At 70.2% G+C, this 23,517-nt stretch carries 26 protein-coding genes and 1 pseudogene; 16 read left to right on the top strand and 11 right to left on the bottom strand.

The window, feature by feature from the left end; genetic code table 11:
* A partial coding sequence (locus ACLFMI_RS21470) for an integrase core domain-containing protein (protein WP_410947556.1) occupies positions 1-115 on the top strand: 115 nt, incomplete at its 5' end.
* Positions 116-123: 8 nt separating this feature from the next.
* Here the strand turns inward: ACLFMI_RS21470 and ACLFMI_RS21465 are convergent.
* Positions 124-546, bottom strand: a pseudogene (locus tag ACLFMI_RS21465) (SLC13 family permease); the annotation flags it as partial.
* Between the two features lie 7 nt (positions 547-553).
* Entirely contained in the window at positions 554-1,339 is a 786-nt protein-coding gene (locus tag ACLFMI_RS21460) for a maleate cis-trans isomerase family protein (protein WP_410949716.1), read from the bottom strand.
* Between the two features lie 117 nt (positions 1,340-1,456).
* Here ACLFMI_RS21460 and ACLFMI_RS21455 point away from each other — a divergent pair, with 117 nt between their 5' ends.
* Both ACLFMI_RS21455 and ACLFMI_RS21450 read left to right on the top strand, forming a co-directional pair.
* Positions 1,457-2,251, top strand: a complete 795-nt coding sequence (locus ACLFMI_RS21455; protein WP_410949715.1) for an IclR family transcriptional regulator — start codon at positions 1,457-1,459, stop codon at positions 2,249-2,251.
* Between the two features lie 485 nt (positions 2,252-2,736).
* Positions 2,737-2,982, top strand: coding sequence for a hypothetical protein (locus tag ACLFMI_RS21450; RefSeq protein ID WP_410949714.1), 246 nt, complete (start codon positions 2,737-2,739; stop codon positions 2,980-2,982).
* A gap of 241 nt (positions 2,983-3,223) precedes the next feature.
* Here ACLFMI_RS21450 and ACLFMI_RS21445 read toward each other — a convergent pair whose 3' ends face one another.
* The 6 genes from ACLFMI_RS21445 to ACLFMI_RS21420 all read right to left on the bottom strand — a co-directional run bounded on the left by ACLFMI_RS21445 (position 3,224) and on the right by ACLFMI_RS21420 (position 7,303).
* Positions 3,224-3,730, bottom strand: a complete 507-nt coding sequence (locus tag ACLFMI_RS21445; RefSeq protein WP_410949713.1) for a sucrase ferredoxin — start codon at positions 3,728-3,730, stop codon at positions 3,224-3,226.
* Between the two features lie 547 nt (positions 3,731-4,277).
* The gene (locus ACLFMI_RS21440) at positions 4,278-5,063 is read right to left on the bottom strand and encodes a sugar phosphate isomerase/epimerase family protein (protein ID WP_410949712.1); all 786 of its coding nucleotides are present in this window, start codon (positions 5,061-5,063) and stop codon (positions 4,278-4,280) included.
* Between the two features lie 43 nt (positions 5,064-5,106).
* Positions 5,107-5,796: an ABC transporter ATP-binding protein gene (locus ACLFMI_RS21435; RefSeq protein ID WP_410949721.1), complete on the bottom strand. Its 690-nt coding sequence runs from the start codon at positions 5,794-5,796 to the stop codon at positions 5,107-5,109.
* 94 nt (positions 5,797-5,890) lie between these two features.
* Complete coding sequence (locus ACLFMI_RS21430) at positions 5,891-6,760, bottom strand: FecCD family ABC transporter permease (RefSeq protein WP_410949711.1); 870 nt, start codon at positions 6,758-6,760, stop codon at positions 5,891-5,893.
* Entirely contained in the window at positions 6,706-6,954 is a 249-nt protein-coding gene (locus ACLFMI_RS21425; protein ID WP_410949710.1) for a hypothetical protein, read from the bottom strand. Before ACLFMI_RS21425 ends, ACLFMI_RS21430 begins: the two co-directional genes overlap by 55 nt.
* A complete protein-coding gene (locus tag ACLFMI_RS21420; RefSeq protein ID WP_410949709.1) occupies positions 6,935-7,303 on the bottom strand; it encodes a TroA family protein in 369 nt (122 codons plus the stop codon). The genes ACLFMI_RS21425 and ACLFMI_RS21420 overlap by 20 nt, the downstream gene beginning before the upstream one ends.
* 1,164 nt (positions 7,304-8,467) lie before the next feature.
* Between ACLFMI_RS21420 and ACLFMI_RS21415 the strand changes: the two genes are divergently transcribed.
* Together ACLFMI_RS21415 and hchA are read left to right on the top strand one after the other, a co-directional pair.
* Positions 8,468-8,890: a MarR family winged helix-turn-helix transcriptional regulator gene (locus tag ACLFMI_RS21415; RefSeq protein WP_410949708.1), complete on the top strand. Its 423-nt coding sequence runs from the start codon at positions 8,468-8,470 to the stop codon at positions 8,888-8,890.
* A 47-nt stretch (positions 8,891-8,937) separates the two neighbouring features.
* On the top strand, positions 8,938-9,837 hold the full coding sequence (gene hchA / locus ACLFMI_RS21410; RefSeq protein WP_410949707.1) for a glyoxalase III HchA: 900 nt from the start codon (positions 8,938-8,940) through the stop codon (positions 9,835-9,837).
* Positions 9,838-9,872: 35 nt separating this feature from the next.
* Here the strand turns inward: hchA and ACLFMI_RS21405 are convergent, their stop codons facing one another.
* The gene (locus ACLFMI_RS21405; protein WP_410949706.1) at positions 9,873-10,520 is read right to left on the bottom strand and encodes a hypothetical protein; all 648 of its coding nucleotides are present in this window, start codon (positions 10,518-10,520) and stop codon (positions 9,873-9,875) included.
* Between the two features lie 738 nt (positions 10,521-11,258).
* Between ACLFMI_RS21405 and ACLFMI_RS21400 the strand changes: the two genes are divergently transcribed.
* The 10 genes from ACLFMI_RS21400 (at position 11,259) to ACLFMI_RS21355 (ending at position 21,402) form a co-directional block, all read left to right on the top strand.
* The gene (locus tag ACLFMI_RS21400; RefSeq protein ID WP_410949705.1) at positions 11,259-12,269 is read left to right on the top strand and encodes a nucleoside hydrolase; all 1,011 of its coding nucleotides are present in this window, start codon (positions 11,259-11,261) and stop codon (positions 12,267-12,269) included.
* 38 nt (positions 12,270-12,307) lie between these two features.
* On the top strand, positions 12,308-13,387 hold the full coding sequence (locus ACLFMI_RS21395) for a Gfo/Idh/MocA family oxidoreductase (RefSeq protein ID WP_410949704.1): 1,080 nt from the start codon (positions 12,308-12,310) through the stop codon (positions 13,385-13,387).
* Entirely contained in the window at positions 13,380-14,471 is a 1,092-nt protein-coding gene (locus ACLFMI_RS21390) for a Gfo/Idh/MocA family protein (RefSeq protein ID WP_410949703.1), read from the top strand. The genes ACLFMI_RS21395 and ACLFMI_RS21390 overlap by 8 nt, the downstream gene beginning before the upstream one ends.
* Positions 14,468-14,866 (top strand): D-ribose pyranase, encoded by a 399-nt coding sequence (gene rbsD / locus ACLFMI_RS21385; protein ID WP_410949702.1) that lies wholly within the window; start codon positions 14,468-14,470, stop codon positions 14,864-14,866. The genes ACLFMI_RS21390 and rbsD overlap by 4 nt, the downstream gene beginning before the upstream one ends.
* Positions 14,863-15,876 (top strand): LLM class flavin-dependent oxidoreductase, encoded by a 1,014-nt coding sequence (locus ACLFMI_RS21380; protein ID WP_410949701.1) that lies wholly within the window; start codon positions 14,863-14,865, stop codon positions 15,874-15,876. Before rbsD ends, ACLFMI_RS21380 begins: the two co-directional genes overlap by 4 nt.
* A 5-nt stretch (positions 15,877-15,881) precedes the next feature.
* On the top strand, positions 15,882-16,883 hold the full coding sequence (locus tag ACLFMI_RS21375) for a LacI family DNA-binding transcriptional regulator (protein ID WP_410949720.1): 1,002 nt from the start codon (positions 15,882-15,884) through the stop codon (positions 16,881-16,883).
* Between the two features lie 116 nt (positions 16,884-16,999).
* Positions 17,000-18,505 carry a sugar ABC transporter ATP-binding protein gene (locus ACLFMI_RS21370; protein WP_410949700.1) on the top strand — a complete coding sequence of 502 codons (1,506 nt, stop codon included), beginning with the start codon at positions 17,000-17,002 and terminating at the stop codon, positions 18,503-18,505.
* A gap of 2 nt (positions 18,506-18,507) precedes the next feature.
* Positions 18,508-19,545 carry an ABC transporter permease gene (locus ACLFMI_RS21365; protein WP_410949699.1) on the top strand — a complete coding sequence of 346 codons (1,038 nt, stop codon included), beginning with the start codon at positions 18,508-18,510 and terminating at the stop codon, positions 19,543-19,545.
* Entirely contained in the window at positions 19,542-20,564 is a 1,023-nt protein-coding gene (locus ACLFMI_RS21360; protein ID WP_410949698.1) for a substrate-binding domain-containing protein, read from the top strand. The genes ACLFMI_RS21365 and ACLFMI_RS21360 overlap by 4 nt, the downstream gene beginning before the upstream one ends.
* 22 nt (positions 20,565-20,586) lie before the next feature.
* Positions 20,587-21,402 carry an SDR family oxidoreductase gene (locus ACLFMI_RS21355; RefSeq protein ID WP_410949697.1) on the top strand — a complete coding sequence of 272 codons (816 nt, stop codon included), beginning with the start codon at positions 20,587-20,589 and terminating at the stop codon, positions 21,400-21,402.
* 86 nt (positions 21,403-21,488) lie between these two features.
* Here the strand turns inward: ACLFMI_RS21355 and ACLFMI_RS21350 are convergent, their stop codons facing one another.
* Positions 21,489-21,959 carry a CoA transferase gene (locus tag ACLFMI_RS21350; protein WP_410949696.1) on the bottom strand — a complete coding sequence of 157 codons (471 nt, stop codon included), beginning with the start codon at positions 21,957-21,959 and terminating at the stop codon, positions 21,489-21,491.
* 29 nt (positions 21,960-21,988) lie between these two features.
* Between ACLFMI_RS21350 and ACLFMI_RS21345 the strand changes: the two genes are divergently transcribed.
* A complete protein-coding gene (locus tag ACLFMI_RS21345) occupies positions 21,989-22,186 on the top strand; it encodes an IS3 family transposase (protein ID WP_410949719.1) in 198 nt (65 codons plus the stop codon).
* 570 nt (positions 22,187-22,756) lie between these two features.
* Here ACLFMI_RS21345 and ACLFMI_RS21340 read toward each other — a convergent pair.
* Positions 22,757-23,476, bottom strand: coding sequence for a class II aldolase/adducin family protein (locus ACLFMI_RS21340; protein ID WP_410949695.1), 720 nt, complete (start codon positions 23,474-23,476; stop codon positions 22,757-22,759).
* Positions 23,477-23,517 lie beyond the last annotated feature (41 nt).

Raw genomic sequence — 23,517 nt, 5'->3', positions numbered from 1 at the left:
CACCGAACGCCGCGCCGCCCTCGACGACTGGACCCGCCACTACAACACTGAACGAGCCCACTCCGCGCTCGGCGGGCGACCCCCGATCAGCCGGCTCCCCACGTCGACAACGTGACGAGTCACGACAACTAGGCCCATGGCGAGTGAGCTGATCCCGAACCGGGAGGCAAGAGCCAGTGCGACGGGCGCGACGATGGCGATGGCCGCAGGTGTGAACGCGCCGGCGGCGGCCAGCAGCGCCGTCAGGGCGAACATGAGGACGGGGACCAGCAGGCGGCGGCCGCCCGCGAGCCGCTCGGCCCAGTAGGCCATCAGGTCGATGGTCCCGGTCTCCCGGACGATGCCGAACAGCAGGGTCGCCCCCACCAGGATGAGGAACAGTCCGGCGGGGAACTCGCCGATGACGTCGGCGAGCGGTAGGCCCGCGACCAGGGAGCCGACTCCGAAGGCCGCGACGAGCGCTAGCAGGCCCGCGCTGATGCTGGTCAGCGATCCGACGGCGAAGGCGGCGACGAGAACGAGGAAAGCGATGAGGGAAAGGGTCACGATGTCCTCATCCCGCCAGCAGGCGGCCGGCGCCGCTGATCGCGGGTGTGTGTCCGAGCGCCCGGAGCACCTCGTAGGTGGTCGCGGTCGCCGCAGTGACCACCGGGAGTCCGAGTTCGTCCTCCACGGCTTGTACGGCGGCGAGCGACGGCATCTGCACGCACGCGGACAGGACGATGGCCTCTGCCCCGTCGAGCTCGAGGTTGCGGGCGATCCCGGGCAGGGCGCAGGGGTCCAAGCACCCGACGGCGAGGTTGTCGTCGACCTCCAAGCTCGTCGCGTCCAGGACCTCGATCCCTGAGCCCTCGATGTAGTCGGCGACCATCCGGGTGAGCGGCTTCACGTAGGGAGTGATCATCGCGACGCGACCGACGCCGATTCCGGACAGCGTGCGAACGAGCGCTCCGGCGCTGCTGACGACCTCGGCGGGGTGACCGTTGTCGACGGCCGCCTTCGCGATCAGCCTCTCGGATTCCGCGTGTTCGCCCGGGCCCTGGGCCATGACGGCCACGAGGCAGGCGTAGGCGATGACGTCGACGTCGGCGTCGGACACGGCCGCCGCGCACTCGGCCGCCTTCCCCACCATCGCGAGCAGCTCCTCGCGCGTCACGTTCTTCAGCGCCGCACGCCCGGAGTGGAACGTGTAGCGGAGCCCGGTGGCCGCGGACTGACGTGCGAACAGCTCGGGAAGTTCGGTCTCCATCGTCGTGTTCGAGCTCGGGACGATCAGACCGACGCGGGTCGGCCGAGAGGGAGACGCCCCTGGGGCTCCAGGCTGCGCGAACCCAGTCATGTGCAAGCACCTCACTTCGTTGTGCATCCGACGACCCATATCGTGGGTGAATGACCCAGCCTCCGGGCTGTAGAGTTTGATGTCAACAGGCGGACCGACGGCCCGAAGGGTGATCTCGTGACCGGAATCAAGGTGGACGGACGCGGCAGCACGCTGGTGTTGCGCAAGATCAGCTCGATCCTCGACAGCTTCACCCTCGAGTCCCCCGAGCCCACGCTGCGTGACCTGGCGAAGGCGACCGGGCTGCCGTCGAGCACGTGTCAACGGCTGGTGCAGGACCTAGTGTCCGAGGGCTACCTCGACCGGGACGGTGACCGCTACCGGATCGGAATTGCCCTCGTGCGATGGGCCTCGCCGGGTGCCCTCGGTCTCGACGCGGTCCGGCTGCTCCGACCGCTTCTGGCGGATCTGCGCGACCACACGGGCGAGAGCGCCTGCCTCTACGTCCGTGACGGGACGTTCCGAACGGTCGTCGCGGTCGCCGAGACCCGCCATGTCGTGATCCGGCCCTTCAAGGTCGGGATGGTCATGCCGATCCACGCCGGCGCGCCCGGCAAGGTGTTCCTCGCCTTCGATCCGGGCGCCCGCAGCGAGCTGGGGGAGGAGGCCACGCTCGAACGATTCACCGACAACACCCCGGCGTCGACCGTGGAGCTGGATCGGCAGCTCGACGAGGTCCGCGCCTCCGGCGTGGCGGTGGCATTCGGCGAGCGGAATCTCGACGTAGGATCGGTCGCCGCCCCGGTCTACGACCACACCGGCGAGCTGGCGGTCGTCCTCGGCGTGGGGTTCCCCACATCCCGCATCGGTCCCGACGACGTCGAAGGGCTTGTCGACCCGGTCGTCACGACAGCCCACGACGCGACCCGCGAGCTGGGAGGCCCTCTGCCGGCCGACCGGCCCTGGGCCTGAGTTTCCTCCATCCAGGCATGGCGCCTCGTCGATCCGCGGGTCGAGGCTGGTGCCCTTCGGCTTCCTCTGTGTTTGTCAAGGCGTTGGTTCCCGTGCAGTCGTAGACTCCGGATCGGCGGGCTCGGGTTGTGACTGATCCGAAGTGCTGGTTGTCGGGGTTGGGCCAGCCGCGCTGGATCTCAGAGTCGCCCCCGTGTGTCCTCCCGGGCTCGCCGTCGTTGAGGAGGATCGACGTTCGTCGGCGATCATGGTGCGCCAGATGTGGTCGGCGAGGCGTCGTTTCAGCGTTGGGCTTCTCGGGCGGTCTTCCCGGCCGCGATCTTGTGTCATCTGCCACGAGCTTGGGACCACTTCAGGGGAAGTCTTGCCAGGGTCATGGGACCACCTGGTTGCCAGTAAGGGGACCACCCGGCGTGTCGCGCCGGGCGGCCCGTCGGTTGCCGCTACGGATCGCTCCAAGTTGATCTACTTGGAGGTCCTGCGGGATGGCGTACCGGGAGGTGTTCGTGATCGAGATCCGTGAGGTGCTGCGGGCGTGGCTGGCCGGTAAGGGGCTGCGGAAGATTGCCGAGCAGACAGGCGTGGACCGCAAGACCGCCCGCCGCTACGTGGACGCCGCGGTGGCGGCCGGGCTGGTTCGCGACGGCGGCGAGGAGCAGCTGACCGATCGATCCATAAAGATCGACACAATCTTCTGGGAGGCGAAGCGGGCTGCCCGACCAGGGCCGTAGAACGGCGTTGACCAGCCGAGAGGACCTCCTGCCGGTCGGCGTCGTTTCTCGTCGGTGCGTGGTCTCACACGGGTCGCATCTCCCAGCGACGGCGCAGCTCACGGTGTCTCGTCCTTGTCCGCAGCCGAGGTCGAGGGCGAAGCCCGGTCGGCGAAGGAGCCGGGAGCGGTGACCAGGGTCGGTTCTGGAGGGCTGGTGGTGTTGCGGTCGTAGTATGCGGTTCACCCCGCGGGTGCGGTGGTCATGCTCGTGCCTTCTGCCGTGCGGCGGGGGCTTGCTCCGGTCGGGTCAGGTCTGTGATCCGGTACCGCTGGATTGCCCCGAACGGGCCGACGCATCCGACCAGGACTTCGTCGGTCGTGGCCGCTTCCACGCTCGCCTCCCATGCGGACGGGGGGAGGTCGTCGGGACCTGTTCCGTCGTCGATCCGGACGGTGTCGCGGTCGTCGTGTTCGTGGACGGTGGCGTGAGTCGGTCGTCCGATCCACGACCAGCCCTGCTCGGTGAGCAACTGGTGTTCGACGATCTGGGCGGCTGTGGTGTCGAGCAGACTCCAGCCGCGGTAGTGGTGGATGATCTCGGCGGGGTCCCCGGAGTGGTCGGCGAGCTGGACGGCGACGTCGGGGGTGAGGCGTCCCCAGAAGCGGCCTTCGGGCAGGTCGATCGCGACCGGGGCGAATCGGTGGCCGCCGAAGCTGGAGATGCGCCAGACCCGTACCGGGTGTTCGGCCCCGAGCCGCTCCCGCACGGCGTGGTAGACGGGTAGCCGAGCCGGCCGCAGCACGCGTCGACACTGGCGTGGGTGCAGACGACGAGGTCACGCCGGTGCGGGTCGTCGTAGCGGTACCCGGCGAACGGGGACAGCACCCGCGGGTCGCCGGTGGCCAGTGCGTCGATCAGTGCGGGAGCCGTGGCGTCGGGGACGACGTACTCGTCGCGGTGGTAGCCGGTGGCTGGCCCGTGCGGGCGGGTGTAGTGCATGACCCGGGTGTGCCCGGCTACGGAGTAGTCGGGGTCGGGTGCCAGCGCGAGGGTCTTGGCCGTGAGCCCGGCGGCGGTCGCGGCGGCGTCGGATCGGCTCAGCGGTGCCCGCAGGGAGGCGGGCACTTGCGGGTACTCGGCCAGTGGCCGTCCCATCCCGGGCGGCCAGGGAAGCGGGATCTCGACGAGCAGGTAGCGGTCGAAGCTGCGGGCGGTGCCGGCGAGCGGTTCGTCGGTTCCGGTGGCGATGCCGGCGCAGGTGATCCGTTCCCGCGGGGCGGGGGGCGGTGCGGGGGTGTCGGTGAGCAGCGCGGTCACGGTGTCGCGGGCGCGCGCTGCTTCGGTGTCGATGCGTTCGGGGGTCGGTTGCGGGGTGAGGCTCTCGACTGCGCTGGGGCCGTCGAAGCCGTGCCGGCGCAGGGCGGTGTACATGCCCTGCAGGTCGACGGTCCCGTCGCCGGGGGTGGTCGGTGGGGCATGCCGCCGTCGTCCCCGCCCGGGCGCCCACGGCCGGGGTGGTCACGGACGCCGACCGCGATGACGTAGGGGGCGACGGAGGCCATGTCGTCCACCGGGGCGGCGCCGGCGTGGTGGACGAGGTTGCCGGGGTCGAGGCGGACCCGGTAGGCGGGGTGATCGACCCGTTCGAGCACCGAGAGCAGGTCGGCGCATGTGCGGGTCAGCCCGCCGTGGGGTTTGACGGCGATCCGGACTCCGAGGTCGTGTGCGATCCGGGCGCCGGCGCGCATCAGCTCGAGGTAGCGGTCGTAGTGCTCGGGGACGGTCGTGCCCATGTCGACCAGGGTGTCGACGCCGAGTCGGGCGCAGTGCGTCAGCTGTGCCCGCAGGGCTGCGAGGGCATCGGCGTCGGTCCCGTCCAGTGTGGCCGCATGGCTGAGGACGACGAGGTCGAGACCGTGCCCGGCGATCTCGTCGCGGATCGCCGCCGCTTCGTCGGCGGTGCTGGCCGGGGTGAGGACCTCCTCGACCCCGTGGACAGGTAGTGCGACCGCGTCGAAGCCCGACCGGGCGATGCCGGTCAAGGCGCGGGAGAGCGGGAGCTTCGTCCACGGTCGAACGGTGCAGGCGATCCTGGACATTCAGCGACTCCTCGGTGTGACAGGCACCTGGCCGCCGCCGGTGTCAACGGGTGCCGGCCGGTGCGGTCGGTGGTGGTGGGTGCCGGGGTGGTCCGGCCGGTGACGATGGCGCGGCGGGGTGTGCCGTGCTCGTCGTGCCAGTGCAGGCTGCGGGCGCTGACCTCGTAGAGCGCGCCGACGGCGGCGTCGGTGAGCAGATCGTCGGTGGCCCGACGGTCGCCGTGGCGTCGGCCTGCATCAGGACGACGGTGTCGGCGATCTCCAGCGCGTGGTCGGGGTGGTGGGTGGTCATCACGATGCCGAGGCCGCCGTCGGCGAGCCGGCGTAGCAGTTCCAGCAGCCGGGCCTGGTTGTTCAGGTCGAGTGCGGAGGCGGGCTCGTCGAGGACCAGGTGGGCCGGCTCGGCCGCGATGGCCCGGGCGATGAGCACCAGTTGCCGTTCCCCGCCGGAGAGCGTGGTGAACGGACGCTCGGCCAGCTCGGCCATCCCGACCTGCTCGAGCGCGTCGCGGGCTGCGGCGACGTCGAGCCGTCCCGGGGCCGCGAACATCCCGAGCCGGCGGCTGCGGCCCATGAGGGCCATGTCCAGGACGTCGTAGGCGAAGGTCGAGCGGTGGCTCTGCGGTACGTGTGCGGTCGACTCGGTGCCTCTCATCCGTCCCTCGCGCGGGGTGAGGAGCCCGACAGCGCACCGCAACAGCGTCGACTTCCCGCGCCCGTTCGGGCCCAGCACGGCACTCACCTATCCCGGGGTGAAGCGGTGACTGACCTGGCGGAACAGCCACCGGTCCGGGGTGTGCGCATGTCCGATCCGGTCGAAGACGAGATCAGTCATCGGTCCAGCCTCGTTGCCTGCTGCGGTGCAGCAGCACCAGGAACAGCGGAGCGCCGATCACCGCGGTCAGGACCCCGACCGGGATCTCACCTGGGGTGAGCCAGCGGGTCAGCGTGTCCACGGCGACCAGGTACGCCCCACCCAGCGCGACCGTGACCGGCAGCAGGATCCGGTGGTCGGGGCCGACCCAGAGCCGCGCCAGGTGCGGGACGACGAGCCCGACCCAGCCGATCACCCCGCTGACCGCGACCGCGCCGGCGACCATCGCGGCCACGCCGACCAGCAACGTCCAGCGCAGCGGGCCGGGCAGCACACCCAAGGTCTGCGCGTCGTCGTCGCCGAGTGACAGGACGTTGATCCTCCAGCGCAGGGACAGGATCAGTACCGTGCCGAGCACTTCGGGGACGCCGACGATGACGACCTTCTCGGGTGTCGCGGTGGCCAGGCTGCCGAGCAGCCAGAACACGATGGCCTGGAGATCGTTGTAGGGGTCGGCGAAGTAGGTGACCAGGGAGACCAGCGCGGAGAAGAACGCCCCGACGACGGCGCCGGGCAGCACGATCATCAGGGTCTGGCCGCCCTCGCGGCTGCGGCTGACCACGAAGACCAGGCCGAGTGCCGCAAGCCCGAACAGGAAAGCGCCGCCGATCAGCCCCGCCGACCCGAGCCCGAGGACGATCGCGAGCGCGCCGCCGAACGAGGCTCCCGGCGAGACCCCGATGATCTGGGCGTTGACGATCGGGTTCCGGAACACCGCCTGCGGCGCGGCTCCGGACAACGCCAGCCCGGCCCCGACCAGCAGCCCCATCAGGATCCGGGGCATTCGGACGTTGAGGACCGCCGCGGCTCGGTCGGCGACCACGTCTGCTCCAGCGGCAGGACCTGGCCGAGCAGGATCCGGGTGATCTCGAACGGATGGATCGAGTACCGGCCGACGGCCAGCCCGGCCAGGACCGCGCCGGCCACGATCAGCGGCACGCCGACGACGCTCGACGAGCGCCGTACCCGCCGCACCGCGCCCGCGGTGACCGGCCGCTCACGTACCGAGGGCGGCATAGCCGACGGACTCCCGATTGGCCGTGCTTTGCAGGATGGCCGCGATCTGGGCGTCGCTGGGCTCTGCACCGTAGGGGAAGGCGTACTGCGTCCGGATCGACGCAGGAAGGGTGCGCGGGACCTCGCCGCGGGCGACCAGGCCGGCGAGCCACTCCCACATCAGCGGGGACTCCTGGTTCGGTGGGTCCCACCGGTAGCCACCCAGCGGGACCTTGTAGACCCGCCGAGCCCGGACCGCATCCACGGCCGCCCATGCCGGATCCCGGTAGAGATCCTCGGGCAGCGTCGGGGCGAATTTGCCGAGCAGGATGATGTCCGGATCCCAGGCCAGGACCTGCTCCAGGTCCACACCGGGCCTGTCCCGGGAGCTCGGCGGCGGGATTCACGCCGCCGGCGAGGGTCGTCGTGAAGTCGTTGTACTGGCCCCTGCCCGCAACCTTGAGCCCCTGCGCGACGGCCTGGAAGTACAGGACGCGGCGTCCGCCCGGAGCCGCCGTGCTCTCGTGATGCCGACGCCGTTCCTGCATCCAGGACACCAGCCGGTCCGACCGGTCCCGCCTCCCGAACAGGTCCCCGTAGAGGGTCGCGGCCTGTTCGAGGAACTCCTGGGTCCCGTACTTCAGCCGGGCGACGGTCAGCCCCGCATTGGTCAGCGGGGCCACGATCCCCGCCCCCGGTCGCCCCACTGGACGACCAGGTCGGGCCCGAGCTCGAGGATCCGCTCCACGCTCGGGTTGAAGTCCTCGCCGGCCACGTCGCAGGCCGGGCGAGCAACTCCGGGAACACCTCACCCAGGTAACCACCCTCGATCGCCGTGTGGGCCGAGGCGTTTATCCCCGCCAGGACCTCGGGACCCCCGTTGACCGCAAGGATCATCGACGCCGCCGGGATCGGGATCGTGACCACCCGTTGTGCCGGACCCGCGAGTGCGACCGTCTCCCCGGCGAGGTCCACCGCGGAAAGCCCCGCGCTCGCCGCGCCACCGCTGCTCGCCCCCGAGGCGCACTTAGCCACGGTGAGGGCGGCAGAACCGAGGGCCGCGCCCAGAAAACCGCGACGGGTCAGCCGTCGCGCGGCGCTCGACTCCGCCAGCACGGTCGGCCTCTCCCGGACAGTGATCGACAAGCCGCGAGACTACCGAAACCATCCGAATATGCACAGGTGGTCAAGTGTTCGGGAGGTGAGTCCGACACGCCAACGGCGCTCGTAGTGCTCCTGGGTCTCCTCGGCCGTCCTCGACCGCCGCGTGGCTGATCGGGTAGCCCCGATCATCGAGCGGCTCGGCATCCCGCTCGCCGACCTCGAGGAGCTGCGCGGGGTACTGGGCCGGGTGATCAAGGCATCTGCCGGCTGAACGACTCCGTCGAGAAGCGGTCGTTGAGGACGCGCCGCAGTCGACATATAGTTTGCTGCACATTCGAGTTGCATGACATATGAGTGGCGTGGCAACGTATATGTTGTGCGTCGAGACGAGGTCGGGGAACCGGACTGCGATCTCGGGTGGTCGATCGGGATGTTGCAGCGTCACTACCGCGCGGCGGTCGAACCGACCGTGGACGGGCTGCCTCGTGGAGCACGGGGCTATCAGCTGCTCTACGCCGTGATCTTCAAGGAGCTACCCAATCAGCTCGCGCTCGCCGAGTACCTGGGTATCGACCGCACCGTGTTGCCCTACGTCATCGACGATCTCGTCGAGGCGGGCCTGGTCGAACGCCGGCCCGCCGACAACGATCGCCGCGCGCGCAAGGTCGAGGCCACCGAACACGGCCGGACCGTGTTCGCCGAGGTCGAAGGCGCAGTGTCGGCCGCCGAACGCGGGGTACTCGCCGCCTTGGACGCGACCGAGCAGGCGCAGTTCCGCACCCTGCTCAGTCGGCTCGCCCGCCAGGCACGAGAGCTACCCGCAGCGCACGCGGGAACCGAGAACGACCTCTGATCGCGCAGACATACCAACGCCGGAGCACAACCAGGATCGGAGCCACCGTGAGCACATCGAGCCAGGACGCGCAGACCGCGGAGTCCACGGAGCCGACGCCGGATCGCGCCGAGCGCGACGCCTACTTTCCGTCGCCGTACTCGCTCGGGCAGTACGTGCCGCCGCGCACCGACTTCGACGGGGTCGAGCACAAGGGCGCCTACACCGGCGGCCGCTGGAAGATCCTGGTCGTCGGGGTCGACGAGCGATACCTGCCGATGGGCAACGGGCGGCTGTTCTCCACCGGCAACCACCCCGTCGAGACGCTGCTGCCGATGATGCACCTGCACGAGACCGGGTTCGGTATCGACATCAGCACCGTCTCGGGCAACGCGGTCAAGTTCGAGCACTGGGCCATGCCCGCCGAGGACGAGGCCGTCCAGCAGGCCTACGACACGTTCGCGCCCCAGTTCCAGGACCCGCTCAAGCTCTCCGACGTCATCCAGGACGCGCTCGGACCGGACTCGGACTACCTCGCGGTGTTCATCCCCGGTGGGCACGGAGCCATGATCGGCCTCGGCGAGAGCGACGACATCCGCGCTGTCCTCGACTGGGCCCTGGCCCCCGACCGGTTTATCATCACGCTCTGCCACGGCCCCGCCGCGCTGGTCTCCGCCGGTCGCGGCCGCGACACCTCCCCGTTCCAGGGCTACCGGATCTGCGTGTTCCCGGACGCCCTGGACACCGGCGCCAACATCGACATCGGCTACATCCCCGGCCCGATGAACTGGCTGGCCGCCCAGAAGCTGCGCGAGCAGGGCGTGACCGTGACCAACGACGACATGGCCGGCCACGTGCTGCGCGACCGGCAGCTCGTCAGCGGCGACAGCCCGCTGGCCGCCAACGAACTCGGCAAACTTGCCGCCTCGACCCTGCTCGACCACCTCGAACAGCGCGAGTCGCGATAACCGCGACCACCGTGGTGGCACGCCCGCGCCTGCCGTCACGCGACCGTCGTTCCACCCCTCGGTTTCGACTGGTCCCTGCTGCAGCGCGGCACCGCCGCCACCTTGGTCGCGTGACTGGCTGAACCGACCACCGTGCCGCGCCCGGGTAAGTCATCTCCGCCAGCGCTGTCGACCGGAGCAGCCGAGAAGCCACCGGCGACGAACACCGGTGCGGACACCCACGAGAACGGGCGGCTGCTACCCGTGACGGATGACCCGATAGATCGTCTCGGAGTCAGGGGCCGGGCGCGGCTCGTCATGCCAGCGATGGCCTGAGCCTTCGCCGAAATGGCGGCCTTCACCGCACTGACCTCCACATCATCCTCGAAGAAGGCGATCGACAACCCGTTGCCCGTCTCCGGGCCAACCAGGTGATACGCATCGAGGACTCCCGGCACAGATCTCGCCGCATCGATGACCCACTGACGGTCGTCGTCGGGCATCGGAGTCCACACAGCAACGCGAGCGATCACGGCATCCTCCCTGACGAAGTCCGTTCGTCGGATGGTCGGGGTGGAATCATCCGGCGTCACCCGCCATACCGGTAGTGCACCCGTACCGCAGCGATGGGCGTGCAGTGGATCACTGCCGGTCGATCGTCGTCTACAACGTACTTTCCACTCGTAGCTGAAGATCGCCGACATGTGCAACGACCGCGATCGGCAGGCTCGAGTCGGCGAGCAGCAGTGGCCGAGGCCGGCTTCGTTCTTCGCGGTCTGGAAGCACTCCTCGAGCGCCCACCGCGCCCCGACGACCCGGACCGGCTCGCGCAACGGTGTCGCGGTGGTGCGGCGCAGCGGTAGGACGCCGGCTCGTGCACCGTCTTGCCGGGTTCGGGTTCGGTCCGGCGGCGCACCGACATCGAGTGCGCCCATCCGTCGGGCAGTCCGGTCGGGTCGAGCGCGACGTTGGTCCACTCGTAGATCCGTTCGCCGTGCGCGCCGGGCCCGACCGTCGTTCCCACCCGGCCGATGTCCGGGTCACGGGCCCGGCCGGCGTCGTGGCGAGGATGTCGGCTTGGCGGCGGTGTGCGCGCGGTCGAGCATCGTGGTCCCGAGTTGCGGCTTGGTCGCGGACCCCACCTCGGGCGGGACTTCCGCGGGTGCAGCGGTCGCCGGTCCTCGGTCCAGGAAGCCACAGGCAGAGCTCGCGGTCGATCAACACCCGACCCTTGGAGCCGACCAACACGATGGCCACCGCCCGTTGACCTCTCACGGAGCGCGCCCTACAGTCTGATGAAACTGTTCATGAGACTGTTCATGCCAATGACCGGTCGACGCGTTCCATTCACCGTCGGGCCCTGCTGCTCACCCTCGTCGGGACAGCCCGACAGGGCGGTGCATCGGCAGCCCGGTCCCGCTCACCTCGCAAGGAGGAAGTCCGTGCCGACCGACCGTGCGGAAATGGTTGTCCTTGACACTGACCCCGGAATCGGGCCACGCCTCGACGCCGACGATCCGCTCGCCCTCCTGCTGATCCTCGCCAGCCCGGAGCTCGAGCTCCGCGGCGTGACCACGGTCTTCGGCAACGTCACCGTGGAGCGGTCCACGGAGTCGGCGCTGCGGGTGCTCGAGGCCGTCGGGCGACTGGACGTGCCGGTCGCCCGTGGGATGTCGGTTGCGCTCAACGGCCGGCTACATGACGAGTCGGTGGCTGAGTACGCCGCGCAGGAACAGCGAATCGGGCCGGTGGACGGTGACCGGGTCGAGCACGGTCGGGTCGCCGAGCACGGCGTCGACTTCCTCGTCCGGACCGTCCTCGAGAACCCGCATCAGGTGCGGATCATCGCTGTCGGCCCGCTGACCAATGTGGCCACGGCGATTCTCAAGGAGCCGACGTTCGTCTCGAAGACCAAGGCCATCACGATCATGGGCGGCGCTTTCGGCTTCGACACCGGGTTCGGGCGCGGCAACATCACGCCAAGCGCCGAGTACAACATCTGGCACGACCCGGACGCTGCGCGAATCGTGTTCGAGTCGGGCATTCCGATGACGGTCTGCGGGCTCGACGTCACCAACCCGAGCAAGGGCACGGTTCTCACCGAGGACCAGCTTCTGGAGCTGGTGAACAAGGAGACCGCGTTCGCCGAGTTCCTGCACCAGATGTGCAAGACCTACATCGACGAGCCGCGGTTCGCGTGGACCACGGGACAGAACAGCTGCATCCTCTACGACCCCGTGGCGGTCGGCTCGGTCATCGACCCGTCGCTCGTGCGCACCCGCAGGACGAAGGTCCGGGTAGAAACCCGCGGCGAGTACACGAATGGGCAGACGATCGCCGACCTGCGCTCCGACGAGGGTGGCCACGTGGACGTGGCCGTGGACGTCGATGGCCCGCGCTTCGTCGAACTGTTCGTGAAGCGGCTGACCGAACTCAGGGATGCGACGGCGTGAGCGACGGCGGTAGCGGGACCGGAACGAGGAGGGCAGAGATGAGCACTACGCGCAGTCGGGATGGTCGGGTACGGATCGCGGTGGCGGGCCTGGGCCGGATCGGAGCGCTGCACGCGGAGAACCTGGCCGGGCGCGTGCCCCATGCAGAGCTGGTCCGCGTGATCGATGTCGACGAGGACAAGGCGCGAGCGATGGGCGAGCGCCTGGGCGTGGCCTGGTCGACCGACACGGACACGCTCTGGACCGACGACGTCGAGGCCGTGGTGGTGGCGAGCCCTACCCCGACGCACCCGGACATGGTGCGCGCGTGCGCCGTCGCCGGGAAGGCAGTCTTCTGCGAGAAACCACTGGGCCTCACCGAGCAGGCGACGCTCGATGCTCTCGAGGCGGTCGACCGGCACAGCGTCGCACTGCAGGTGGGGATGCACCGGCGGTTCGATCCGGACACCCGCCGGGCGCAGGGTCTGACCGCGCGAGGCGAACTCGGCGAGGTCTACAGCTTCCGGACGTCGTTGCGGGACATGCTTCCACAGCCGATGCCATACATCCGGCAGTCGGGCAGCTTCTTCGTCGACGTCACGATCCACGACCTCGACTTGGCGCGCTTCCTGGTCGGCGAGATCGTCGAGGTCTCGGTGTTCGGCGCCAGCGTCTCCGACCCGGAGTATGCGGCGCTCGGCACCGTGGACCACGCCGCGATCGTCGTGCGCTTCGCCAACGGCGCGCTCGGGCTGATCGACAACAGCCGCATCGCCGGCTACGGCTACGAGGCGTCCACCGAGGTCGTCGGCTCCACGGCGGCGGTACGCATCGGCGGGTCGCAGCGCACGAACGTCGAGGTGCTGAGCGAGGCGGCCAGCCGCACCGACCACGTCACGGACTTCCTGGAGCGGTTCTCCGAAGCCTACCGAGCGGAGCTGGAGGCGTTCGTCGAGTCGGTGCGCGGCTCGCAGCCGGTGGGCGTGACCGGGTGGGACGCACTGGCCGCGTTCACCCTCGCGCAGGCCTGCGATCGTGCCTTCACCACTGGGCGGCCGGTGCCGTTGACCCACGAGGTCGTCGACGGCCGGGTCCGGTACCTGTTGGCCGAGGATGCGGCGGAGCCACAGCATGCCTGAGCCCGCGGACCTACGTGCCCTACTTCTCGGCTATGGCTTCGCCGGCGGGTGGATCCACGACCCGCTGCTGCGGGCCACGCCCGGCCTGGCCGTCGCGGGCATCGTCACTCGCGATCCGGACCGCAGGGCGCTGGCCGGGAGCCGCAACCCCGGCGCCCGGCTGTTCGAGACCGCCGAGGCCGCGTTCGCGCACGGCGGGTTCGACCTCGCCGTGATCGCCGTCCCCAACAGCTCCCATCTCGAGCTCACCCTGCAGGCACTGGACCACGGGCTCCCGGTGGTGGTGGACAAGCCGCTGGCCACGACGCTGGAGGACGGACAGCGCATCCTTCAGGCCGCCGAACAGGCCGGCGTCGTCGTCAGTGTGTTCCACAATCGACGCTGGGACGGCGACTTCGGCACCGTCCGCGGGCTGGTCGACGACGGCGCGCTGGGCGAGGTGCACCGGTTCACGTCGCGGTTCGACCGGTGGGCTCCCGGCCCGACCGGGTGGCGGGACGAGGCTGCCGGTACCGGCGGCGGGCTGCTGCTGGACCTCGGCAGCCACCTGGTCGACCAGGCGCTCGAGCTGTTCGGCCCGGTCCGCCGCGTCTACGCCGAGCTCGACACCCGTGCCAACGGCCGGGCCTCCGAGGACGACGTGTTCCTCGCTCTCGAACACGTCTGCGGCGTCCGCTCGCACCTGTCCGCCTCCGCGTCGCAGGCCGAACCGGGCCTGCGGTTTCACGTGACCGGAGACCGTGCCGTCTACGTGAAGCGCGGCAAGGACGTCCAGGAGGAGCGGCTGCTCGCCGACGAGCTTCCCGAACCCGGCGTCAGCGGGGCCGAGCCGCGTCAACGGTGGGGACGGCTGCACAACGGGGTCGCCGCAGAGCCGGTCGAGACGACCGTGGGCGACTGGACCGGCTTCTACCGAGACCTGCTCGCCCACCTGAAGGGGGACGGGCCGAACCCGGTACCGGTGACCGACGCGCTGGCCGTGCTGGCGGTCCTGGACGCGGCCCGGCGAAGCGCAACCGATGGCACCGCGGTCGAGCCGGTCACGGCGACGGCGTCGGACCGGATGGCAGGGGGCGTGTGGTGAGGCGCGGCGGGATCATCCACCCCGAGCTCGCCCGCGTGCTCGCGGGCCTCGGGCACCGGGACGTCCTCGTGATCGCCGACGCAGGACTCCCGGTGCCGCCCGGTGTGGCGCGCATCGACCTGGCCTACCGACTGGGCGCACCGAGGTTCGCGGACGTGGTGCAGACGGTCGCCGACGAGCTCGTGGTCGAGCAGGTCGTGGTCGCCGTCGAGGCCGAGGACGCCACCCCCGAGACCGTGGCGGCGGTGCGCGCCGCGTTCCCCGACTGTGACCTCGAGCAGATGTCGCACCAGGAGCTCAAGCGACAGAGTGCACAGGCGTCCGCCGTCGTTCGGACCGGCGAGGCGACGCCCTACGCCAACGTCCTGATCCGGTGCGGGGTGCCGTTCGGATGATCGGAGCAGAACAGATGCCGTTCTCCATCACGCTCGAGCCACAGGAGGGCGAGACGTACCAGGATGTCCTGGCGGTGGCGCGCCGCGTGGAGGCCCTCGGCTTCGCCGGCCTCTACCGCAGCGACCACTACGCCCCGGTGTGGGGCGGTGAGGGGCTGGCGTCCACTGACGCCTGGGCCACGCTCGCGGGTCTTGCGCGAGACACCGAGCGGATCACCATCGGCACCATGGTCAGCCCGGTGACGTTCCGCCCGGCGGCGAATCTGGCCAAGGTCATCGCCACCGTGGGGCAGATGGCCGGCGCGGTGGACGGCCGCACCCGGGTGCACGTCGGGCTCGGCACAGGATGGCTGGAGGCCGAGCACACGATGTTCGGCTTCCCCTTCGACGACCTCGGGGCGCGATTCCGCCGGCTCGAGGAGCACCTGCGGGTGCTGCGTGGCCTCTGGGACCCCGGCACCCCCCGGTTCAGCTTCGACGGCGAGTTCGAGCAGCTGAAGGAAGCGGTCTTCGCCGCGAAGCCCGATCCGGTCCCGCGGGTCGTGCTGGGAGGGAGCGGCCGCCGGCGCAGCGCAGGCCTGGCCGCGCGCTACGCCGACGAGATGAACACACCGTTCCCTACGCCTGCGAGCTTCCGAGCGCTGCGCGCTGCGCTGGACGAGGCCTGCGCCGCCGCCGGACGCGACCCGATCCCGCTCACCGTGACCGCGGTCTGCGTCATCGGCGCCGACGAGGCCGAGTTCCGGCGGCGGGCCGAGCGGCTGCACGTCCGCATCGGGGACCGCCCGTTCGACGAGTGGCTCGAGCAACGGTCCGACACCTGGGCGCTCGGTACACCGGAGCGAGTACTGGAGCATCTGACAGGCCTAATCGAGGCCGGGGCCGCCGGGTTCTCGCTGCAGCATCTGCTGCCCGACGACCTGGACATGCTCGACCTGCTCGCGGAGTCGGTCGCGGACCGGCTCGAGGAGATCCGGCCCGAGGCCACGGCCCCCGATCGAGCAGTGTGAACGGCATGCCGACCATGAGAGATGTCGCGCGGGTGGCAGGGGTATCGCTCGGGACAGTGTCCCGGGTGATCAACGACCACACCGATGTGTCGCCCGACCTGCGCCGGAAGGTAGAGGATGCCATCCGGGAGCTCGAGTACGAGCCGAACGTGCTCGCCAGAATCATGCGCCGTCAGTGCACCGGGACTCTGGGCATCGTCCTGCCCGACCTCACAGCGCCGTTCTTCACCGAGCTGGTCAAACAGACCGAGCGTGCCGCGGCGGACGCCGGATTCGCGGTGCTCGTCGGCAACTCGTCGGGCTCGCGGGACATCGAAGGCGCCTACCTCTCGAGGTTCGCCGACCGCGGCGTCGACGGGCTGATCTTCTGCCCCTCCGAGGATGTGCAGGCCGTCGATGTTCCGCGCCGACTCGGTCTGGTGGCTATCGACCGCGAGCTGCAGGGCTACGACCTGGTGTCCTGCGATCACGAGACCGGGGCGGCGGCCGCGGTCGGGCACCTGCTCGAGCTCGGCCACCGGCGGATCGCGTGTATCGCCGGGCCGCCGACGGTGTCGGTGTTCCGCCAGCGGCTTGCCGGATACCGCGCGGTAGCGGAGCCGGCGCTGCGCCGACTCGGGATCGTGCCGGCGAGCTACGTGCAGGTGGAAAGCCTCGACCGGCAGCGAGGGTTGGAGTCGGCGCATGCGCTGCTCGCACAAGACCCCCGACCGACGGCGATCTTCGCCTGCAGCGACCAGCAGGCGGCAGGGGTGCTGAGCGCCTGCACCGAATGGGGCCTGCGCTGCCCGGAGGATGTGTCGGTCATCGGATTCGACGACATTCCGCTCGCGGCCATGACGACACCGCGGCTGTCGACCGTCCAGCAGCCGATCGAGGCGATCGCGGATGCAGCGGTGGCCCAGGTGCTGACGCGCATCGAATCCCGGGAGGCCGCGCCCCTGCGCCGGATCCTGCCCGGGCAACTACGCCTGCGGCAGTCCACCGCGCCGCCACCGGCGAACTGACCTCGGCCCGGCACGGACCAACGGCTTCAACGAAGAAGTGGGGCGACGACATGACCCAAGGACACGGCAGAAGGACCAGCGTCCCGCCCGTTCTGAGCGCGCGGGGTCTGACCAAGGTGTACGGGGCGACCCGGGCCATCGACGACGTCTCGCTCGAGCTGGTGCCCGGCGAGGTCGTGGGGCTGCTCGGGGAGAACGGGGCCGGCAAGTCGACCCTGCTGAAGATGGTGTCCGGGGCAGAGCAGCAGGACGTCGGGACCGTGGAGCTGGACGGCGCGCCGCTGCGCCCCGGCGACCCGCTCACGGCGGCGCGCCGGGGTGTCGTCGCCGTCTACCAGGAGCTCAGTCTCTACCCGTTCCTGACCGTGGCCGAGAACATCCTTCTCGGCGACTATCCGCGCCGTGTCGGGCTGGTCTCGTGGAGCGCGGTGCATCAGCAGGCCCGCGAGCTGCTGGACTCGCTCGGCGTGGACGTCGACCCTGCGGTGCGGGTCGCCGATCTGGAGCTTGCCGAGCGCTACCTGGTGGAGATCGCCAAGGCCTCCCGTCGTTCGCCGAAGGTCCTGATCCTCGACGAACCGACGGCGGCCCTCGACCCGCACGATGTGCAGCGGATCTTCGCCATCATCGAGCTGCTGCGTGCCAGCGGCACGGCCGTGGTCTTTGTCTCCCACCGACTGTCCGAGGTACTCGCGGTGGCGCGACGGTACGTGGTGCTCCGAGACGGGAGGCTAGTTGGGAAGGGCTCGCTCGCCGGGGCGACCGAGCATGACCTCGTCGGTCTGATGGCCGGCCGTCCGGCCCGGTCCACGGCCCGAGAGATGCGGCGCGTGCGGGGCGAGCGCAGCCCAGGCGATGAGGCCGTGGCCCTCGAGTCGATCGACGTCGCCGGCGTCGCAGACATCAGCTTCACGGCCCGGGCGGGCGAGGTGGTCGGCATCGCCGGCCTGCGCGGGTCCGGCCGCGGCGAACTCTGCCGTGCCCTCGCCGGGGCGTTGCCGATCGCCGGCGGCCGGATGCGGATCCACGGATCCGAGGTCACGCTGCGGTCCCCCGCGCAGGCACTCGCCCACGGCATCGGCTTCGTGCCCGCCGAACGAAAGACGGACGGGCTCATCCTGAGCATGTCCGTCCAGGAGAACATCGCTCTGCCGCAGCTGGTCCGGACACGCAAGCGAGTCGCGTCTGCGGGGTCGGCGCAACGGGTCGCCGCCTCATTGGTCGACCGGTTGCGGGTCAAGCTCTCGCACCGGGGCACCCACGGCCCCGTCGGCGGACTGTCCGGCGGCAACCAGCAGAAGGTCTGCCTGGCCAAATGGCTCGCCGCCGACGTGTCGGTCCTCGTGCTCGACGAGCCGACGCGAGGAGTGGACGTCGCCGCCAAGTCCGCCATCCACGACGTGATCTCCGATCTGGCCGACGCCGGCGCATGCTTGGTGGTCAGCTCCTCGGAGATCTCCGAGCTGACCCGCCTCTGCGACCGGATCGTCGTCCTGCATCGGGGCCGGCAGGGCGGGGTCGTCACCGGCCCGGACTTCGACGAGCAGGAGATCGTCGCGCTGGCGGTCGGCACGGCCACGGACGGCGGACGTGGCACCCAGGAACCCACGGAGGTGGTCTGATCGTGAGTACGGCTGTACTGACCGAGGGAGACGGCGAGGCGCCGGGGCCGGACCGCCGGTCCCGCTCCGGCCCGCTTGCCCGCATGGTCCCGCGCATCGGCCTGCCGGCCCTACTCCTCGCGCTGCTCGGGTTGCTCGTACCCGACTTCCTGAGTCTCGGGAACCTGCTCAACGTCCTGCAGCAAGTCTCCATCATCGGCGTCGTCAGCGTCGGAATGGCGTTCGTCGTACTGACCGGCGGCATCGACCTGTCGGTGGGCTCGATCCTCGCCGTGTCCGGCGTCGTCTTCGGGATCACCGTGCTCGGCGACGTGCCGGCACCGCTGGCGTTGCTGCTGGCCGTGCTCGTCGGCGGGCTTTTCGGGCTGGTCAACGGCGTCGGCGTCACGGTGCTCGGCATCCAGCCGTTCGTGATGACCCTGGCGACGCTGGCGATCGGCGGCGGGCTCGCGCTCACGATCTCCGGCGGCTCCGGGGTGGTGTTCACCCGCGAGAACGCGCTGGTGGACTTTTTCGGCATTGGCGGGATCGGCGCCGTCCCCGGGCAGTTCGTCGTCTTCGCAGCCACCGCTCTGATCGGTTGGCTCACCCTCACCTACCTGCCGTTCGGCCGCTACATCTACGCCGTGGGCGGCAGCCGGGAGGCCGCACGGCTGTCCGGCATCCGCGTCAAGCGCGTCCTCCTCGCCGTCTACGTCATCGCCGGGGCGTGCGCCGGACTCGCCGGGATGATGACCGCCTCGCTCGTCCAGTCCGGCGAGCCGACCGCGGGCGGCCTGACGAACCTGCAGGCGATCGCCGCGGTGGTGATCGGCGGGATCAGCCTGTTCGGCGGTCGCGGCAGCCTGCTGGGTGCCGTCGTCGGCGCCTTCGTGCTGGCGGTGATCGCCAACGTGCTCGTTCTGCTCGGCATCTCGCCCTATCAGGCCCAGATCGTCCAGGGCGTCGTGATCATCGCGGCGGTCCTGATCGCCTCCGGCGAGATCCGCACCGTGGTCGGCACGGTGCTGCGCCGGGCGACGGCCGGGGCGCTGCGATGAAGGCACGGCGCGCGCTGATCGGCCTGCTGGTCACCGCGTCGCTGACCAGCGCCTGCGCGGTGCGAGAACCACAGGTCGGGGTGTCGGCCGCACAGCCGCTGGGGGTGTTCTGCGGCGAGCAGTGCCGCGCCGCGCTGGCATCGGAGACCCCGTCGGAGCAGGTGAGTTGTCAGGTGGCGTTCCTCAACCCGGCCACATCGTTCCCGTACGGGGCAGCGCAGGCGCTCGCAGCCCAGCGCGTGGCGGCTGCGTACCCGGGAATGCGGTTGTCCGTGCTCAACGGCGAGAACAGCGTCACCACCCAGACTTCGCAGCTCGACACCGTCGTGAACGCGGGCGCCGACGTCGTGGTACTCGACGCCGTCGTCGCGGACGCCCTCGCCCCGGCGGCGCGGCGGGCCATGGAGCGCGGCGCCGAAGTGATCGCCGTGGACCGCTCGGTGAACGCACCAGTGCTTTCCACGATCAAGGCCCCCGACGTCGAGCTGGGTGATCGGATCGCCGAGCACGCCGCCGAGCAGCTCGGCGGCCGCGGGCGGGTGGCGATCCTGAGCGGGACGCCCGGCGCGTCGCCGACGATCGACCGGACCACCGGGATCGCCCGCACCCTGGCCCGTTACCCGGGCATCGAGGTCGTCGACGACGTCAACGGCAACTACGACATCACCCAGGGCTACCAAGCCACCCGCAACCTGCTCGCCAAGTATGGGAGCGGCGAGCTGGACTGGATCATCTCGCACGGTGACGTCATGTCCCTCGGCGCCATCCAGGCGATCAAGGCCGCGCACCGCGAGGGGACGGTCCGGATCTCGGGCATCGACGGCCAACAACAGGGGATCGAACGGGTCGCCGACGGCAGCTACGAGGCCACCGTGGTCTACCCGGTGGCCGTCTCCGCGGGTGTGGTCGCAGCAGCGAAAGCCTGTACCGGCGAGCCGCTGCCCGAGCGGATTCCGCTCGACTACCCGCTGGTCACCCGGGCCGAGGTCGACCAATACCTGAGCACCACATATGGCTGACACCACCGTGAAGGAGATGAGCATGGGACGGTTCGACGGCAAGGTCGTGTTCGTGACGGGCGCTGCCCGGGGCCAGGGCCGCAACCACGCGCTGCGGCTGGCCGAGGAAGGCGCCGACCTCGCCCTGGTCGACATCGGGTCGGCGGGCACCGTCGAGAACCCCGCCTACCCGGTGTCGAGCGCAGGCGATCTCGAGGCCACGCGCCAGGAGGTCGAGGCGCTGGGGCGCCGCGCCCTCGCGTTCGAGGTCGACGTCCGCGATCACGCCGGATTGCAGGCGGCCGCCGACGAGACCGCCGCCGCCCTCGGCGGCATCGACCACGTGATCGCCAACGCCGGCATCAGCGACGGCTTCCGGCCCGTATGGGAGCTTTCGGCGGATAACTGGCAGACGATGATCGACATCAACCTCAGCGGTGTCTTCTACACCTGCAAGGCCACCGTGCCCCACCTCCGCCGCCGTGGCGCCGGTTCGGCGCTCGTCCTCGTCGGGTCGATCGCGTCCATCAAGTTCTACGGCTGGCTGAGCCACTACACGGCTGCCAAGGCCGGTGTGCGGGCGCTGGCCGGTGCGTTGGCCAAGGAGTTGGGTCCCGAGGACATCCGCTGCAACAGCCTCCACCCGGCGGCCATCGACACCACGATGACGGATGCGATGGTGCAGCTCGGCGGCGTCGCCAAAGAGCAGCTGCTGCAGCAGTTCCGCGACTCCCAGCTGATCCCGCACAACATCGAGATCACGGACTCGACCGCCGCCGCGCTCTGGCTGCTGTCCGACGAGGCCCGCTTCGTGACCGGACTCGAGCTGCTCGTCGACGCGGGCGAGAGCAAGAAGTAGCGCCGTTGCACGAGTGCGGGCCCGTTGGTTCGTTGTCCACCCACGACCCGATCATCAGCCCACCTCAACGGTGCCTCCGAGCTCGATCAGACGTAGTTCGCGGCGGCGCGGATCTCCCTGTCCGCGTCCGGGCGGATCGCGCCGGCCCCGGCCAGCGCGCGGATCTCACCGGGGGTGAACCCGAGCTCGGCGAGCACGGTCTCGGTGTCCTGGCCGAGGGCAGGGATCCCTCGCCTGGTCTGTGCGCGACTACGCGACATGTGGACGGGGTGGCCGAGCATCTGCGCGGCCGGCTGCCCCGCCACGTCCACGTCGACGAGGAGTGGGCCGGCGTCGACACGTGGTTCGTCGAGGAGCGTCCGTAGTCCGAGCCGGGGAGCGCAGGCCAGTCCTGCGGTCTCGAAGGCCTCGAGAGCCTGCAGGTTTGTCAGCTCGGCGACGGCTGGTGCGAGGAGAGCTGTTGCCGCCTCCCCGTTGCGCGCCTGGAGGAAGGGCGTCGAGAACTCTGCCCGCTCGGTGAGGTCGTCGACTCCGAGTTTCCGGTCGACGGGGTCCACAGGCGACAGTTACGACTCTCGCCGAGAACCTGTGGTCCACGATCAAGATCGAGCTCATGTACTGGCCGGGCACCACGTTCGCCACCCGCGCCGAGGCCAAGCACGCCCTGATCCGCTACCTCGACGGTTGGTACAACCCGCGCCGGATCCAGGCCAGGCTCGGCGGGCTCTCGCCCGACGAGTACGAAGACACCTACCATCGCGCCCAGCACGACGATCACAGGTAACCCGGACTCCGGCGAGGGAAAGCTCAGTTCGTGTTCGACGGTCCGTTTCAAACGTGGTCGCCGCGTCGCACCGAGTCTCGTCGCCGATGTGGTGGCTGCCCGGCGGTCAGCGACCGACGAAGACGGGGGCTCGCGGGCGAAATTGGCGGCGACGCCAAATGGCGCAATCCTCGGTCGTCCAAACAGCCGGGCCTGCTCGCCGAGCTCGCGTTCGGTGGCGAACTCCAGCGCAGCGGGGATGGGGGGCGCTGCTTCCGGCGAGGGCGGTGGAGCGTCGACGGCACCACTGCTGCACGTGGCAACGGGAGCACGTCCAGGGGGCAGCCGGCGGCGTTCACCTCGGCGGGGCGTGACTACCACTACGTCCTCGCGGCTCGCGCGGCCTTCGGTGGTCGGTACGTCGGCAGACAAGCTCGAGGACGACCTGACCAACTCGTCGACAAGGTCGAACAGCTCGATCACACAATCACTATGCTCCGCGCCCAGAAAGCGATGCTGACCCGGCGTACCCGCGCATCGACTTCGACGCCTCTACCCCGGTTCTGGCGCTCCCGCGGTGCTGCCTGAGACTCATCCGGCCAGCGGAAGCTGGCGGACGAGATAGGACCACGCGGCGTCGACGGCGCGCTTGTTGTAGATGTGCTCGCGCTTGGCCAGCGCCTCCTCGGGAGGCGACCAGGTGGGCCATCCACCGGCTGCGTGAGTCCGAAGTTGCTGCTCGCAGGCCTGCTCGAGCAGTACCGCGGCGACGGTAGCCGCCGGAAGCGATTCCCCTACGGCCACGATGCCGTGGTTGACCAGGAACACCGCCCGGGCGTCACCGAGGGTGTGAGCCACCGAGCGGCCCAGATCCGAGGTGAGTACGAGGTCGGCGGTGTCGGTGAACCGCGGAACCGTCGGCGGCACGAAGTAGTTGGCTGCGTGACTGACCGGCCGGAGCTCCTGCCCGCTGGCAGCCAGGGCGACGGCGTGCGGCGGGTGGGTGTGCACGACCGCGCCAACGTCCGGGCGAGCCGCCATGATCTCGGTGTGAATCGGGAACTCGCTGTGCCGGGCTCCGTCGCCGTCCAGCACGGCCCCGGACGGATCGACGAGGTGCACCCGCTCGGGGGTGACCTCGTCGAGGCCCCACTCCGCTGCCTTGAGCCAGACGCCGCAATCCTGCGGGTCGCGTACGGAGGCGTGGCCCCAGATCAGGTCGTGATGGCCGGTGGCGGCGAGCACTCGACATGACGTCGCGACCAGCTCGCGGAGTTCGGTCGTGGTGGCGGTTGCTGGCTGGAGGGTCATGCTGGTGCGGTCTCCGATCGTGTGGACGTTGATCGCCCCAC

It is taken from the genome of Pseudonocardia nantongensis (genome assembly GCF_046546495.1).
Classification (GTDB): Bacteria; Actinomycetota; Actinomycetes; order Mycobacteriales; family Pseudonocardiaceae; genus Pseudonocardia; species Pseudonocardia nantongensis.
The sequence above is the reverse complement of the archived record's forward strand: the minus strand, read 5'-3'. Positions and strand labels throughout refer to the sequence as shown.

Bases quoted from the DNA above. Each gene is read 5' to 3' on its own strand.
- ACLFMI_RS21460 (WP_410949716.1), bottom strand. From the start codon at position 1,339: ATGACTGGGTTCGCGCAGCCTGGAGCCCCAGGGGCGTCTCCCTCTCGG.
- ACLFMI_RS21450 (WP_410949714.1), top strand. From the start codon at position 2,737: ATGGCGTACCGGGAGGTGTTCGTGATCGAGATCCGTGAGGTGCTGCGG.
- ACLFMI_RS21440 (WP_410949712.1), bottom strand. From the start codon at position 5,063: ATGTCCAGGATCGCCTGCACCGTTCGACCGTGGACGAAGCTCCCGCTC.
- ACLFMI_RS21425 (WP_410949710.1), bottom strand. From the start codon at position 6,954: ATGCCGCCCTCGGTACGTGAGCGGCCGGTCACCGCGGGCGCGGTGCGG.
- ACLFMI_RS21415 (WP_410949708.1), top strand. From the start codon at position 8,468: ATGTTGCAGCGTCACTACCGCGCGGCGGTCGAACCGACCGTGGACGGG.
- ACLFMI_RS21405 (WP_410949706.1), bottom strand. From the start codon at position 10,520: ATGTCGGCGATCTTCAGCTACGAGTGGAAAGTACGTTGTAGACGACGA.
- ACLFMI_RS21395 (WP_410949704.1), top strand. From the start codon at position 12,308: ATGAGCACTACGCGCAGTCGGGATGGTCGGGTACGGATCGCGGTGGCG.
- ACLFMI_RS21390 (WP_410949703.1), top strand. From the start codon at position 13,380: ATGCCTGAGCCCGCGGACCTACGTGCCCTACTTCTCGGCTATGGCTTC.
- ACLFMI_RS21380 (WP_410949701.1), top strand. From the start codon at position 14,863: ATGATCGGAGCAGAACAGATGCCGTTCTCCATCACGCTCGAGCCACAG.
- ACLFMI_RS21375 (WP_410949720.1), top strand. From the start codon at position 15,882: ATGCCGACCATGAGAGATGTCGCGCGGGTGGCAGGGGTATCGCTCGGG.
- ACLFMI_RS21360 (WP_410949698.1), top strand. From the start codon at position 19,542: ATGAAGGCACGGCGCGCGCTGATCGGCCTGCTGGTCACCGCGTCGCTG.
- ACLFMI_RS21355 (WP_410949697.1), top strand. From the start codon at position 20,587: ATGGGACGGTTCGACGGCAAGGTCGTGTTCGTGACGGGCGCTGCCCGG.
- ACLFMI_RS21340 (WP_410949695.1), bottom strand. From the start codon at position 23,476: ATGACCCTCCAGCCAGCAACCGCCACCACGACCGAACTCCGCGAGCTG.